Raw genomic sequence first — 14,548 nt, forward strand, 5'->3', positions numbered from 1 at the left:
CTCGAGGTTGCAGAGGTGCCCGTACCCGTATCGCGCGTGCGCCTGCCGCAATCAGCGGACGATTTTCGGTTACCGCCGCTGCTCCATGACGATGTGGCATTCCTCGTCAGTCGCAACGGGACATTGGGCGCTTACAGCACTGATCTGAAGCAGATGTTGTGGAGCTATACCTGTGAGGCTGGATGGGGCTCGTCGCAAGTATGGAAAGGCCACGTGCTCACGACTCCATCGCGTGGCGTGCTCTCCATACTGGATGTTTCCACGGGAAATGAAGTGGAGCGTCAGGATGTAGGCGAACTGACGCTAACCTACAGCGCAGTCGTCGGCGATCTGGTAATCACGCCGCTTGCTTATCCGAACATTGGTGCATGGCACCTGCTGAAAAAAGAGTTCGTGTGGACAGCGACTTCAGGATGGGAACTGTCCTTCCTCACTGCAGATGAGGATGTGTTGATTGTTGCCGAGGAAGCAGAGTGTGTCTGTCTTTCCACTCAGGATGGCCGCGAACGTTGGAGGCATTCAGTTGCAGAAGAAGGAAGGCATACGCTGGCGCTACACGGAGAGCGGACCGGCGCAACGTTGGGCCATGCCGTGATCGGTCACGGAATTGCATATCTGCCAGTGACAGGTGGTCTGCTTCTTGCGCTGGACACCGCTACAGGAGCATTGCGCTGGCAGTATCGGACGCAGTCTCCCAATGTGAGGAATTTCACGTTGGCAGCAGATCGTCCGGAGCTTTACCTTCTGACCGAAAACAGATTGACGGTGCTTCATGCGGTCACCGGCAATGTTCTTCGTGATTATGCGGTGCAGGGACTGAAGCACGCAGCCGGAGATGGTCCCTATTCGCCCATAAGCCTTTCACGAGATGCAGTCTGGACTGTAGATGCAGAAGGCTCATTGCTATCTATCAATCGCGACAACGCGCGAGTGATGCAACGTCTGCAGTATGGCGTGCGTGTTAATGAGCCCCTAACGATAGGACAACGCAGCATTCTAATGCTCAATGCCCTTGGTGGCGTGATGGTGACAGAAAGTCGATAGAACCACGTCTCACGCAGGTGGCTGACAGCGCATCATAAAGTGGATTCGGTCGCGGCCACCAAGATCATGGGCGACGCGTCGCGCTCCAAAGGAAATCGTAATATCAACGGGGCCGGAGTGCGAAAGCATGATGCCCAAACCTAGAGACTCTTCCGGAATGCCTTTTAAGGGCTCAGGATCAAAGTCGATTGCGACTCCCGATGACGGCGAATCGCCGACAAGACTAGCTTCCAGTCGAAGAGTAGAAAAGCTCTGGTTGATGACTTCGATTGGAATGGTTGTCAGACTACCGCACTGCATCGGCGCGGGGAGCGGCCCTGAAAGCTTGGCGCTGACTCTTGACTCTGGATTGATGGTGATCGTAATTGGCACAGTATTCGTAGGCCCACTGTCGGGATGGACGTGCCCCTGCGCATCGCCCCAGAGTGGCCCGAGTAGGAAGAATGTCGTGATGAGTCTGGCGAAGCGCATCATGCCACCTCACACTCCGAAGCGATCTTTTCGTAGGCTGTGCGAGCATGTTCGAATGCCGCTGCAGCCTCCGGACGTTCGCTTTCGCGCATGAAGGGCGACTTCACTTCCCATACCTTATCGACGCATGCACGACACCACTCCGCACTCTTTCTTGAGGCCCTGATTGGCTTGTGATTCACCTGCACGAACGAGGGATGAGTGTGCAAGGAAGGAAGAATGCGAAGAGCCCACCATGAACTGCGGGAAATATCCGCTTTCAGTGTAACGACGCGCGGTACCCCATCTGCCACGATGTTCACGGTTGCGGCGGGAGAACCGTTGACGACTAGTTCCAGTGGCACTTCCCGCGTATCGGCGATACGCGCCTTTTCGATGTCGTATCCGGATTCGTTCGCTCGGCGCGCCTTGGTTTCGGGTGTGATCTCTGATTCCAATCGAGCAGCCACTAACACCTCAATGCTGATGCTTCCACTCGATGCAAGCAACATGTCTGAATCCGAAAGTGGCTGGCCATTCACCCTGCATTCCAGAATATGGCTGCGGCCGTCACCGCAATATTGATGTGGCTTGAACAGGCCTTGGATCCAGGATGCATACCCGGGATTGCCGTTGGGACGGGCCGGCAGTTTTACATAACTACGACCTGCCCCCACACGGCCATCACTCATGCATGGGAAGTCGGTTTCGCCCAGCATGGCCATACGGAAACCACAGTTGAGCATGTGGTACCAGGCGTTTAGTTCAGCAACGGGAAGGCTATCGCATCCGGAAAGAAAGTCGACGTATCCATGCGTCACGTCGACGATGGCTTCCTGCGTGCCGATGCTGTCCATGGGAGGGATCTGGTAATTCGGCAGCTCTGTCGATTCCACTTCCATTCCGAGACCACAATGCGCATAGCCACCATAAGCACCCTGCGTTCTCACCCACTTCAGGACTGGAAGATTCCACGAGGGCCAATCTTCGATCAGCTGAGCACCTGGATAATCCTGTTCTTTGAGCTGCAACAGCACCAGGTGACCTGCATGGCTTGATGGGAACTGGGATACCTCGACGTCGTAGCGAATGATGCTCTCTGTGTCTTCGCGTGTTGTCTGCGGTTGAAGAGTAACTCCGTATGCAGTCTGCAGTTCAGGATGTTCCAGCATCGCAGCAGGACTCTCAGCGTTTCCCGAAAAGAATTGCTTCTGGTAATACCAGCTCGGGCCCCAGTTAAGGGCATCTCCAATGGTCAGAGCTTCGCCACGCATGTGACGGATCAGCGTTTCGGGGCCAACACCCTCCGTGGGTCTCTCATAGTGCGAGCAGCCTGCGGCGTGGATGTGTGTATCGCCGGAATAGAACCCCCACTTCGAAGGATCAATCCATCTCTCCAGCTTCACATCAATCACTGAAGAGTCTCGGTGAATGCTTACCGTCTGAACACCGCGCAGGTATTCAGGGCCGCGTTGGCTTTGAACCGTATATTCGCCTTCTGGGAGCCGCACGGTCTCGCCATCGGCTCGATAGATCTGTTCCTGAAAAAACAGATCCGGAGCAAGGCGCATCGCCTTCGGTGGATAGAGGCGGTTCAGTTTGTCTTTGATGATCAGAGACGCGAAACAACTGCGACCATCCGTGTCGATAATGTGTAGTGGGACTTCGTGAGACGGAAGACAGTCAAAATCGAACTGGCGGCGTGCCGGATGGAAAGTACGGCTATTTGATGTTGCCAGAACGTTCAAAGAAAAACTGGTTGTTCGTTTGCCATGATCGCGACTGAATAACTGCGCCACGTGATATTCAATTGAGATTTCTGGAAGCGGTATCGTTTGAACTTCAACGCCTCCGCTGAGTACAAGTGTCGGTTCGTACAGATCCATGGCGAACCACATCTTTTCGATCATCGGCCCCTTGTACAGAACGTCTGCAAGAGCCGTGCGCTGTGCCGCTCCCTTGCTGACTGTCTCGAGGTCGCCAATCGTTCGTGTCCCACTTGTGAAGACCAACGAACCCCTCTGACTGGTTGTGCCTTCAACACGCACCAGGAACATTCGCCAACCCTGTTCGACGAGTTGCCGTGGTGCATCGCCTGCTGTGATTTGCGGTGCTCCATCCGGTCCGAGAGAAAGCTGGGCCAGTGTGTACTGACGAAGTATCTCTTCAGCTTTTCCAACTGCGACTTCATCATTGCGTTGCGTCAAAATCGCGATTTGCTTTGCATCGGCAGCGCTTATGGGAGAGCCGAGATGGTCCAGGGACTGAATTGCTCGATTCACAGCGGCGAAATAGGGTTGCGGGGGCGCTTGTTGGACTGCCGGTTCAAGTGCGCTACAAAAGCCGCTGCTGGCAAAAGCGCTACCTAGAGCCATGAAACGTCGACGTGTAAAACCCGACTGAAAGGTGGCCATTCGATCCCCAAACCTTATTGTTGGTAGGCAAAACGAAAAGGACCTGTGGAGTTGTGCAGCTTCACAGGTCCCTAAGTCGTTAGTGAATATCCACGCTCTTCAGGACGCTCCCATCAAGACCGACGATCGAGAGCTTCAGTGTGTTCTGGTCTGCCTCGATAACGTTGAAGCCATTCTGTTTGGCTTGGAACGTAGTGCGCGCATAGTTCTTCTGCGTGAAGTCATACAGAGAGGCGCCTGCCGCTCCACTTACAAAAAAGTTCACGCCACCGTCTGACTTCAACTCCTGCAGGTTGTGATCATGGCCGCACAGGAAAAGATTGACGCGGTTGCGAAGCACGGGCATAAGTCGGTCAATCAGGTTTTGCTCGTCACCACGTGAAGCGGAGTAGACCTGGTAGTGACCGTAGACGATCTTCCAGCGTGCCTTGCTCTTAGCGATTTCAGCATCGAGCCATGACAGCTGTTGCTGGTAGAGAGCTGTGTCCGACATCTCCATAGTGTCGATCGCGAAAAACTGAACCGGACCGGCTGTGTATGTATAGAAGGTGGCCGGCATACGCCACGTCTTGCTCTTGTTTGTGTAGATCACTTCGGCTGCGGGGCCGTCGGCAGGCAGGTAATCGTGATTACCCAGAGTTGGATAGAACACTATTCCAAGCGGACCGTAAACCTTCTCCCAATCATTTTCCCAATGAGGATCGTTGGGGCTGGTGACTCCGCGCGGATAGAAGTTATCGCCGACCGTGATACCAAAATCGAAAGGATGTTGTTTGCTGTAAGTGATCATCGTTGTAGCGAGCTGCTTTTGCGCAGGAGAGCCATTGCCGAAATCACCGAAGGCCAACACACGGATGGCTTTGTCTTCAGGTGCTGCTGCAAAGACGGGCGGTGGTGTGCGAAGGAATGTTGGCAGGTTGACCTGTTCGTCGTAGGTGAGCCAATCGTAGGCCTCCTTGCGAAGTGCAGCTTCTCCGGCGGAATCTTTGCGCTGGTGAGCATTCTCTGCAGCCTCCAGAAGGAACTGCCCATTCACGCCCCAGTTCAGTTTGCGTAGATCGCGTGCTGCTTCAAGGGCTACATCCGCATTTGTGTCCGTGGTGGCCAGATGTTCCAGAGTGGCCTGAAGCTGACGTCGCTTTGCAGGCTGTTCGGCAACCTCGGTACGAACGGCAGCAGGAGAATGAAGAGGACGATTGGAAGCCTGCAGGGAACGAACCTGCCCACGCAAACTCTGCGTCAGGATCAGCAAGCGATGCTGTGCATCCGTATCTTTCGCGAGTTGTGTCATCAGAAAGTCGAATGCCTGCGGTTGTTGCCCGATGTATTTCAGCGCAAGGATGAACCCTGCTTCTGGCTGAGCCGAGAGCTTCTCGAGTGTGGCCTGTTGCTCTCCGGCAGGGATATCGACACGGAGATCATCTAGTTCCTCCAGATACGCAGAAGGAATCGTATGAGTCAGTTCTGGAAGCAGAGGTTTACTCTGCTGTGCAGAAGCGGAAATGGAACAGGCAGCTACAGCCAGGAGCAATGTCGCGCGTAATGAATTCATCAGAGCATGCTTTCTAAGAGATAGAGAGAAGTGTCTTGAGGCCGCAATCCATATGCATCTGGTTATGACAATGCAATAGCGCGGGGCCGCTGTTATCAGGCTGAACGTCGAATTGAACTTGTTGAAAAGGAGGCACAACCACCGTGTCTTTCCGAAGCCCAGCGCATGATTGTCCAGCAACGCTGGCTAACTCAAACGGAAAGCGATGGAGATGCATGGGATGTGCTTCGTCGGAGCTGTTGAAGAGAGTGATACGGCATCGTTCGCCTATACGCAATGGCTCTTGTCCAGAAGACAAAAGAGCCATACCCCAACGTTCGAATCCATCAGGGCCTGTAGGCCGTCGTTCGATGCGGTAAGAAAGAGTGTTGCTGCACGGCGTTTCATCCTTTGTCGTAGCAGAGAAACGGAGGTAGTTCCAAGGAGCAGTTGCTGCGGGATTACTCCAGATGGGTTTCCCTACGCTATCCGCATATTCAATGACAATGCCCATTCCAAGTGCGCGATGCTGATCGTCTGGTGAGCCCAGAACCCATACACCGGGAGTATCCATAACAACAATTGCATCCAGGCGTTCGCCTACGCCGAGTTCGAGAACCTCGACAGATGCTGGCTTCGGAACCGGGTATCCATCAAGTGCAAGGACAAGAAAGCGATGTCCTGGAAGCGATAGGCGCAAGTGTTCTGTTGCGCTCGCATTCAAAACTCGAAAGAGTATGCGTTCGCGTTTGCGGACGCGAATAGGTTCACCTGCTCCAAGAACCTTCCCATTGAGTGTCGCAGCGCGATACACAATGTCCCATCCATCGTCGGGAACGTCTTCGCCTTCTTCGGACTCGGAATCGACTTGTAGATGATGCATCGCTTCCAGTGATCGCTCGTTACCTGCGGTGTCGAAGACACGTGGTTCCCATTCGTGACTCGTGAGAAAGATCTCTCGATCAAAAGGTTCAGAGCATTGCAGCGAACCCACGACCATCGGGACGAATTGTCCGCTGTACGGGCCGCGGGTGAGATCGTGTCCGCACATGGCGTGCGAATGCGCGAAATAAAATCCTGGCTCGCTCGTAGGTAGCGTGTACGTAAGAACACCTCCAGCAGCCACGCAGTGGCTTTCTTCTTCCGGTGTACCGTCCAACGCAGCAGACACGCGCAGGCCATGCCAGTGAACAAACTCTTCGTCGCTTGTATTGTTCGCAATCCGAATATCAATGGGACGATCTGGTTGTAGACGGATCACGGAGCCAGCAGGGTGGTCTACGTAGCCAGTCGTGCGAATGAATCGATTGTTCGCGATTTCTAAGGCCGATGAGGCAAGAGTCAGCTTTACTTGCTGGTGTGGCTTCCGCTCAAGAGGAGCGAGAAAACGATCTGCAAGGCAAACCGCTGAACCGGCAAGAAACTGTCGCCGGTTTGGATTCCAGCTAATAGCCATAGATCGACATCTCCTACCGAAGCGTATGAGCATCCTGCAAAAAACAAATCAGTTGCTGACAGCTCTTGCAGACGTAGGTATGTCTAAAGCATACGTACGATTCGTGTGGGGTAAATGAACCGAAGCCACTCAGCTGTAATTACAAGACGCTGAGCATCCGTGACACTGCCCTCGCATGCAGGCGAACAGTGCCACGTGATCTCAGCATCGCATGGGAATCCGTGCAGAATTAACGCAGTGATCGGAAGGCCGCGCGGATTTCAGCAGTGAACACCTCAGGCCGTTCCCAAGCCGCGAAGTGTCCGCCTTTGTCCACCTCGTGGAAATAGTAGAGCGATGGGTAGGCTCGGCGAGACCAACTCTCAGGGGCACGATAGATTTCGTGAGGAAAGACCGAGATGGCCACCGGCACTTTGATTTGCGTAGTGTTTTGCGCGGCAGAGCTAAAGTTATTGTTGTTGTTCTCCCAGTAAAAGCGCGATGAAGACGCGCCCGTGTTGGTGAACCAGTACAGCGAAATGTCGTCGAGTATAGCGTCGCGGCCGATCACCTTTTCGGGATGGCCGTCGCTATCGGACCACGCGGCGATCTTCTCGTAGGTGAAGGCAGCAAGCGCACCCGGTGAATCAGATAGCGCATAGCCGATGGTCTGCGGACGCGTCACCATCATGGCGCCATACGCTGCATTTCTTCCAAAGAAAGTGCTGAGCGAGTTGTACGCCTGCAACTCCGACGGAGTCAGACCCTCTGGTGCAGGATCGCCGCTGTTGATTCCTTTTACGAGGTTGGCAGGAATCGTTGCTGGCATGGTCAGATGGATACCAAGCAATCCCTGGGGTGCCTGCCGCGCCAAAGCATCTGAAATGACGGATCCGTGATCACCGCCCTCAGAGACGTAGTGCGTATAGCCCAGGCGCTTCATCAGCACGTCCCATGCGTTCGCCACCTTATCTGGGCCCCAGCCGACGCCCTTGGGCTTGCCTGAGAATCCATAGCCCGGAATCGCAGGGATAACCACATCGAAGGCATCTTCTGCGCTACCTCCATAGGAAACGGGATCGGTCAGTGGGCCGATAACTTTCATGAACTCAAGAGGCGAGCCGGGCCAGCCGTGCGTGAGAATCAACGGCATCGCATTCGGCTCTTTGGAGCGCACATGAATGAATTGAATGTCCACACCATCGATGGTTGTCACAAATTCCGGGAGCGCATTCAACCTGGTTTCAGCATTGCGCCAGTTGTACTGGTGGCCCCAGTACTGCAGTAGGTCCTGCAGTTCGGCGCGGCGAACTCCCTGCGATTCATCGTTTACTGTCTCCTTATCGGGCAGCCGCGTTGCCGCGAGTCGTTTGCGAAGATCACGAATCTGCGCATCGGACACATGAACATGGAATGGACGGATCGCGCTGTCGTCTGATGAATTCGCAACAGCGTTCGCAGGGTGCGCCGCGTCTTGTGAGAAAGCAGATGTCGCGAGAAAGAAGGCCATGCCTAAAAGAGTGATAGTCCGATTCATGTGCAGCTCCCTTGAGTTGTTCTTGCTCATAACTGGTTGCAAGATGGAAGCCAAAGGTAAACAGCAGATTGCAAAGGGCATGTACTGAAAGGGCAGTGCCGTGGATTCGGCAAATGCTGATGGTTCGGCATGCCGGCTTCGTCACCTGCTGAGATATCCTCATCTACAGATCAAGCGAGATTCTCCTCTAGAGTCTTTGGATCTAAGCTGCCCTGATACGGAGAAGTCGCATCCTTGGAAGCCAACACCAGGCCAACCGCGCTTATGTGGCGTGTCGATTCGAATGGAACGCGTCAAACGGACGATTCGATCACGAACTCGTTCTTGGGTGTTGATGCCAACGACTTAGCCCTGCCATTGCCGGAGGGAGTCATTTATGAAGACGACGGCGATGCATTGAAGCAGTGGTGGAGTGCCATAAAGGACGATCGGCACCTGGAGGCGCTTGAACTTCGGCTACGATTCAGTGACGGCGGCATCCGTTGGTTTCTTCTTCACGCCACGCCAGAGCATGATTCCGATGGACTGCAATGTTGGCGGTGCGTCTGCATCGACATAGACGCGAAGAAATTAAGAGAGACTGCCCTACAACAGCGGGAAGAGAACTGGCATTCCATCCTGGATGCCATCGCGCAATACGTCGTCGTCCTGGATAAGGTGGGCACGGTTACCTATGTGAATCAACTTGTCACTCGGCAGATCGGAATGACGACCGTCGATGTCGGCAACGGTGGCAATGCATTTTCTCTTCCTTTTCATCCGGAAGATATCGATCGAGTTCGTGTCGAACGTGCAGAGGGGCTGGCAGATGGCCGAGCGTTTCAGTTAGAAGTGCGGGTCCGTCAACTGGATGGCTACTATCGCTGGCACCTCATGCAGTACAGGCCATTTCGCAATGAAACGGGCGAATTGTTGCGCTGGTACGTCACAGGCACAGACATCCACGAGCGTCGCAAACGCGAAGAGGCTTTGGAGCAGGAGAACATCGCTCTTCGGCGTGAGTTGAGTGTCGGCGATGGGAACGAGATCGTCGGGAACTCACAACCGATGCAGGCTCTCCGCAAGCACGTGTCGCGTATCGCCAGTTCTGATGCAACCGTACTCATCATTGGCGAAACAGGGACGGGGAAAGAACTCGTCGCTCAAGCGCTCCATCGCAATTCTGCGCGATCAAAGAAGCCATTCATTCGAGTGAACTGCGCTGCGATTCCGCAATCTCTTATCTCGTCCGAATTGTTTGGTCATGAGAAGGGCGCTTTCACGGGGGCAACGCAACGACGAGAAGGCAAATTCGAATCTGCAAATGGTGGCACTTTGTTTTTGGATGAAGTGGGTGACCTTCCCCCTGAAACGCAGGTTGCTTTGCTGCGTGTGCTGCAGGAACGAGAGATCGAACGTATCGGCAGCAATACGCCCGTTTCAATCGACATTAGGCTCGTCGCTGCTACGCATAGAGACCTGGCAAAGGCGATTGAAGATGGAACGTTTCGTGAAGATCTGTTTTTCCGCTTAAACGTGCTACCACTCGCGATGCCATCTCTCCGGGAACGGCCAGATGATATTCCGTCGCTGGTGAATCATTTCGTTTCTCGTTTTAGTGCGCGCTCGGGAAAGAAGATCCAGCACATCCAGAAGAAGACGCTGGCGCAAATGCAGGCCTATGCCTGGCCAGGAAATGTTCGTGAACTGCAGAACATCATTGAGCGCGCAGTCATCCTGAGCGAGGGAGACACACTCTTCTTCGATGACAGCTGGCTGAAGCATGCAAGCAAGAAGGATCTGGTTCAACCATCGATGAGTTTGGCCGGCCTGCAGCAGCAGGAGAAGGCAATGATTGAAGCCGCGCTCAAGGCTTCTGCTGGTCGAATTTCCGGACCCAATGGTGCGGCTGTTCGCCTTGGGATGCCGCGACAGACTCTGGAGTCCAAGATGAAGAAGTTTGGCATCACCAAGGCTTGACGATTTGCTGACTTGCTGAAGCCAAGTACGCCGAGAAATCGGCATATGCCAGGGTCTCGGCATTCCGTGAATATGTACGTCGCAATAAATCAGTGGTTTAGGTTTGGCATTTTCTTTGCAATGTATAGGGCAACGTCCGTACTGAGGAGAAGCCCCATGACTGCTATTTCAAAGATTCACTACACCGCAAAAGTTCACATCACGACGGGCCGCGATGGCGGCACTGCTGTGAGCGACGACCGTCATTTGAATGTGAACCTGTCACTGCCAGGAACGGGTTCTGGTACGAACCCTGAGCAATTGCTTGCTGCCGGCTGGTCGGCCTGCTTCCTGGGAGCGCTTGCAATTGCGGCTCAGAAGCGAGGAATCAGCCTGCCCGTAGAACGTGCGATTGATGCGGAGATTGACCTTGGTACAACGGGCGCGGAGTTCTTCCTTGGTGCTCGTCTACGGGTGAGCCTTCCTGGCATCGAACGGGCCATCGCACAGGAATTGATCGATGTAGCCGATGCAACCTGCCCTTACTCCAAAGCCCTGCGTGGCAACGTGCAGACGAACATCTCACTGGCTTAATTGAAGCCTTATTCCTTTACTGCATTGCATTGATCTCAGGAGAATTTCATGAAGAACCAACAGCTAAATCGGCGTACGTTTTTGGGAGCAGCAGCAATGATGGCGGGCTCATCGCTCTTCGGCTCCGCTGCAGCGCAAACAGAAGCGACAGATCGCGGCACTCAATCTGCCACGCCGTCGTCTTCACGCGCAGAGTTCACCACCATTCATCAAGTGAAGGCTGGCGTGCTGGATATTGGCTATGTGGATGAAGGTCCGCGCGATGGCCGTGTTGTCATCCTACTGCATGGTTGGCCGTATGACATTCACAGCTTCGTGGACGTCGTGCCCATTCTGACTGCAGCAAATTTCCGCGTGATCGTTCCGCATCTCCGCGGTTATGGGACAACACGCTTCTTGTCCAAAGATAGCGTCCGCAATGGCCAGCAGTCCGCCTTTGCATTGGATGTGCTGGCACTGATGGATGTACTTTTCATCAAGAAGGCGATCGTTGCTGGTTTCGATTGGGGTGCTCGTACTGCTTGCATTCTGGCAGCACTTTGGCCTGATCGCTTCGAGGCTCTTGTATCCGTTAGCGGATATCTTATTGGTAACCAGAAGGCCGGCCGAGCACCGCTTGTACCGACTGCGGAACTGCAGTGGTGGTATCAGTTCTATTTCGCAACAGATCGTGGGCGCGAGGGATACCAGCAATATCGCCGCGAGTTTGCAAAGCAGATCTGGACGTTGGCGTCGCCGCAGTGGCACTACAACGACGTTGTGTTTGATCGCAGTGCAACAGCATTCGACAATCCTGATCACGTCGACATCGTTATTCATAACTATCGGTGGCGGCTCGATCTTGCTCAAGGTGAAACACGCTATGACTCTTACGAACAGAAGTTAGCGTCTGGACCGGTCATTACTGTACCTACCATCACCATGGAAGGTGATGCCAATGGAGCTCCTCATCCAGACAGCAACAATTATGCGAAGAAGTTTTCGGGTAAATACGAGCATCGTCTGATCCGCGGTGGTGTTGGACACAACCTGCCGCAGGAAGCCCCGGAAGCTTTTGCTAAGGCAATCACCGGCGTGGTGAAGTTGTAACCCTGTACATGGCACACGGACCCGATAGGAGGACTTCATGGCAAAAGAACTGCGCACGACAAAGAAGATAACCCTGAAGTTGATCGCGATGTTGGCATTTGCCGGGCCTGCTCTAACCTGCGCCATCTGGTCCAGCGGCCAGACTCCCGCGAATATGGATGTCGCTGAGAATGCCGCCGCATCCATTACACTTCCTCTGGATTACAGAGATTGGCGGTTGGTCTCAGTGGCTCACGAGGCGGGAAAGCTGAACGATCTACGTGCGGTGTTAGGCAATGATCTGGCGATCGACGCCTATCGTAGTGGAGCTACCTCATTTCCTGATGGAGCCATCATCGCTCGATTGGCATGGACATATACACCTTCTGCGGAGAACAATGCAGCGTTCGGTCAGGAGCAGTCTTTTGTCGCGGGTACGCCCACCAACGTTCAGCTCATGGTGAAGGATTCGAAACGATTTGCATCAACCGGCGGATGGGGCTTCGCTCAGTTCACCGATGGCAAACCAGCAGCAATTGATCCGGTGAAGTCTTGCTACTCCTGCCACACGCCAGCGAAGCAGAACGACTATGTCTTTACTCATTACGCCCATTAGCAAGCAGGCTCGAATCGCCTATCGCGCCATTCATAAAACGTTCGTTCGAACCGAAGAAGGAGAGGACAATGCAGACGCCTAGTTCGCATGAAAATGGAATCGATCAGAGCCTTCTTTCCAGGCTGCGTTATTCCCGTGGATTATTTGCAGCGCTGGACCAGAGTGGTGGCTCAACGCCTGCTGCGCTGACGCACTATGGGATCGATACAAGCCAGTACAGCAGCGAAGACAAAATGTTCGACCTCATTCATCAGATGCGTCTGCGGATCATCACCTCGCCAAAGTTTGATGGGGATCGTGTCCTGGCCGTGATCCTGTTCGCCAAAACACTCTCGGGACAGATTGGAGAACAGACCATTCCGGAGTACCTGATGGGGAAACATCAGATCGCTTCGTTCTTGAAGATCGACCACGGTTTGGAAGCTGTAACGGATGGCGTGCAACTTTTGAAACCGATTCCAGATCTGCAGAACACTTTGTCCTGGGGGCGCAACCTTGGCGTTGTTGGAACGAAGATGCGCACGCTAATTCATGACGGAACAAAACAGAAAGTGGAAGAGGCCGTTAAGCAGCAGTTCGCGTTGGCTGAGGAGATCTACTCAAGCGGTTTGATTCCTATCGTGGAAATTGAAGTGTCCACGAAACTGCCAAATGAGGTCCGAGAGCGTGTGGAACGTTGGTTGCTCGATGCGATGGAGACCGCGCTCACTGATTCCAGTAGCAGCCTGCGTGTCTTTCTTAAACTCACGATCCCGGTTGTTCCAGAACTTTACACCGTACTGCAACAGAACCCGAAGGTATATCGGATCCTTGCACTGTCTGGCGGCTTCTCGAGGCGTGAGGCGTGCCTTCGTCTTTCGCGTAATCCGGGCATGGTTGCCAGCTTCTCTCGTGCACTGCTTGAGGACCTGCGTGTCGGCATGTCCGATAAGCAATGGAACGACGCCCTTGATGCTTCGATCAATGAAGTGATGGATGCGACGAGAGCCGAATAGATCTCATGAGCACATGAATGCTCTTCGAAAGGATGTGACACATGAGTAAGGTCTGGCTGATCACGGGTAGTTCGCGAGGTCTTGGCCGCGCGATTGCGGATGCTGTGCTGAAGAGCGGAGACAGACTGATTGCCACTGCAAGGCAAGTAGATACTCTAAATAAATTGGTCCAGACATACGGCGACCAGGTGGTGCCGTTGACGCTTGATGTAGGAGATTCCGACGCAGCGCAACGAGCGGTCGCATTCGCCGTTGAGCACTTCGGCAGCATTGACGTGTTGGTCAATAACGCTGGCTACGGAACGATAAGCTCTCTGGAAGATATGGAGATCGCTGATTTTCGTGCTCAGATCGAGACCAACTTATTAGGCACGGTTTACACGACAAAAGCAGCGATTCCGTTTATGCGTAAGCAAGGACGCGGGCACATCATTCAGTTCTCATCTGTCGGTGGACGGATTGGGGCTCTTGGGAGGACGTCGTACTCTGCTGCTAAGTGGGGTGTCGAAGGATTCTCGGAGGCGCTCGCGAAAGAAGTGGCTCCATTGGGAATCAATGTGACTATCGTGGAACCGGGTGGTTTTCGAACGGATTTTGCCGCTGAACCAATAGCAGCGATTCAGGCTGCCTACGAATCGACAATCGGAGTGGCGGCTCGCTTTCAAAGTGACTACCACGGTAAACAACCGGGCGATCCGATGCTGGCTGCAAAGGCCGTGATTGAGATTGCAAGCATGGATCAGCCTCCACTAAGGCTTCCGCTGGGAAGCGATGCTGTTAAGGCGATCGAACAGAGCGACCGCGAAAGGCTGACTGCCATCGAGAATTGGCGATATCTGAGCGTCTCCACGGATTATTCGATTGAGGAGCGGAAATAGGTTCTCTGTCGCCTCCTTCTTGCCGATGTTCAAGTGACACAAAATACA

General features: G+C 53.9%; 12 protein-coding genes. 7 read left to right on the plus strand and 5 right to left on the minus strand.

Annotation, left to right across the window (positions count from 1 at the left end; translation table 11 throughout):
* Positions 1–15 precede the first annotated feature (15 nt).
* Positions 16–1,044 (plus strand): PQQ-binding-like beta-propeller repeat protein, encoded by a 1,029-nt coding sequence (locus tag M504_RS01580; protein ID WP_232296118.1) that lies wholly within the window; start codon positions 16–18, stop codon positions 1,042–1,044.
* Between the two features lie 9 nt (positions 1,045–1,053).
* Here the strand turns inward: M504_RS01580 and M504_RS01585 are convergent, their stop codons facing one another.
* The 5 genes from M504_RS01585 to M504_RS01605 all read right to left on the minus strand — a co-directional run bounded on the left by M504_RS01585 (position 1,054) and on the right by M504_RS01605 (position 8,411).
* Positions 1,054–1,518, minus strand: a complete 465-nt coding sequence (locus M504_RS01585; protein WP_047487179.1) for a hypothetical protein — start codon at positions 1,516–1,518, stop codon at positions 1,054–1,056.
* Positions 1,515–3,701: a CehA/McbA family metallohydrolase gene (locus tag M504_RS01590; protein WP_156993413.1), complete on the minus strand. Its 2,187-nt coding sequence runs from the start codon at positions 3,699–3,701 to the stop codon at positions 1,515–1,517. The genes M504_RS01585 and M504_RS01590 overlap by 4 nt, the downstream gene beginning before the upstream one ends.
* Positions 3,702–3,987: 286 nt before the next feature.
* Entirely contained in the window at positions 3,988–5,460 is a 1,473-nt protein-coding gene (locus M504_RS01595) for a metallophosphoesterase (protein ID WP_047487183.1), read from the minus strand.
* A gap of 13 nt (positions 5,461–5,473) precedes the next feature.
* Positions 5,474–6,895, minus strand: a complete 1,422-nt coding sequence (locus M504_RS01600; RefSeq protein ID WP_052200194.1) for a multicopper oxidase family protein — start codon at positions 6,893–6,895, stop codon at positions 5,474–5,476.
* A 229-nt stretch (positions 6,896–7,124) separates the two neighbouring features.
* Positions 7,125–8,411: an epoxide hydrolase family protein gene (locus M504_RS01605; protein WP_047493041.1), complete on the minus strand. Its 1,287-nt coding sequence runs from the start codon at positions 8,409–8,411 to the stop codon at positions 7,125–7,127.
* Between the two features lie 234 nt (positions 8,412–8,645).
* Between M504_RS01605 and M504_RS22440 the strand changes: the two genes are divergently transcribed.
* The 6 genes from M504_RS22440 (at position 8,646) to M504_RS01635 (ending at position 14,500) form a co-directional block, all read left to right on the plus strand.
* Positions 8,646–10,370, plus strand: a complete 1,725-nt coding sequence (locus tag M504_RS22440; RefSeq protein ID WP_156993420.1) for a sigma-54-dependent Fis family transcriptional regulator — start codon at positions 8,646–8,648, stop codon at positions 10,368–10,370.
* Between the two features lie 156 nt (positions 10,371–10,526).
* Positions 10,527–10,943 (plus strand): Ohr family peroxiredoxin, encoded by a 417-nt coding sequence (locus tag M504_RS01615; RefSeq protein WP_047487186.1) that lies wholly within the window; start codon positions 10,527–10,529, stop codon positions 10,941–10,943.
* Positions 10,944–10,991: 48 nt separating this feature from the next.
* A complete protein-coding gene (locus tag M504_RS01620; RefSeq protein WP_047487190.1) occupies positions 10,992–12,032 on the plus strand; it encodes an alpha/beta fold hydrolase in 1,041 nt (346 codons plus the stop codon).
* A 37-nt stretch (positions 12,033–12,069) separates the two neighbouring features.
* A complete protein-coding gene (locus M504_RS01625) occupies positions 12,070–12,627 on the plus strand; it encodes a cytochrome P460 family protein (RefSeq protein ID WP_052200199.1) in 558 nt (185 codons plus the stop codon).
* Between the two features lie 68 nt (positions 12,628–12,695).
* Positions 12,696–13,622, plus strand: coding sequence for a hypothetical protein (locus M504_RS01630; RefSeq protein WP_047487193.1), 927 nt, complete (start codon positions 12,696–12,698; stop codon positions 13,620–13,622).
* A gap of 41 nt (positions 13,623–13,663) precedes the next feature.
* Positions 13,664–14,500, plus strand: a complete 837-nt coding sequence (locus M504_RS01635) for an SDR family NAD(P)-dependent oxidoreductase (RefSeq protein WP_047487196.1) — start codon at positions 13,664–13,666, stop codon at positions 14,498–14,500.
* Positions 14,501–14,548 lie beyond the last annotated feature (48 nt).

Origin of the sequence: Terriglobus sp. TAA 43 (assembly GCF_000800015.1) — a bacterium.
In the GTDB taxonomy this organism is placed as follows: domain Bacteria; phylum Acidobacteriota; class Terriglobia; order Terriglobales; family Acidobacteriaceae; genus Terriglobus.

Excerpts from the sequence above, each read along its gene's own strand:
- M504_RS01630 (WP_047487193.1), top strand. The coding sequence starts at position 12,696 with ATGCAGACGCCTAGTTCGCATGAAAATGGAATCGATCAGAGCCTTCTT.
- M504_RS01615 (WP_047487186.1), top strand. The coding sequence starts at position 10,527 with ATGACTGCTATTTCAAAGATTCACTACACCGCAAAAGTTCACATCACG.
- M504_RS01635 (WP_047487196.1), top strand. The coding sequence starts at position 13,664 with ATGAGTAAGGTCTGGCTGATCACGGGTAGTTCGCGAGGTCTTGGCCGC.
- M504_RS01600 (WP_052200194.1), bottom strand. The coding sequence starts at position 6,895 with ATGGCTATTAGCTGGAATCCAAACCGGCGACAGTTTCTTGCCGGTTCA.
- M504_RS01605 (WP_047493041.1), bottom strand. The coding sequence starts at position 8,411 with ATGAATCGGACTATCACTCTTTTAGGCATGGCCTTCTTTCTCGCGACA.
- M504_RS01585 (WP_047487179.1), bottom strand. The coding sequence starts at position 1,518 with ATGATGCGCTTCGCCAGACTCATCACGACATTCTTCCTACTCGGGCCA.
- M504_RS01595 (WP_047487183.1), bottom strand. The coding sequence starts at position 5,460 with ATGAATTCATTACGCGCGACATTGCTCCTGGCTGTAGCTGCCTGTTCC.
- M504_RS01625 (WP_052200199.1), top strand. The coding sequence starts at position 12,070 with ATGGCAAAAGAACTGCGCACGACAAAGAAGATAACCCTGAAGTTGATC.
- M504_RS01620 (WP_047487190.1), top strand. The coding sequence starts at position 10,992 with ATGAAGAACCAACAGCTAAATCGGCGTACGTTTTTGGGAGCAGCAGCA.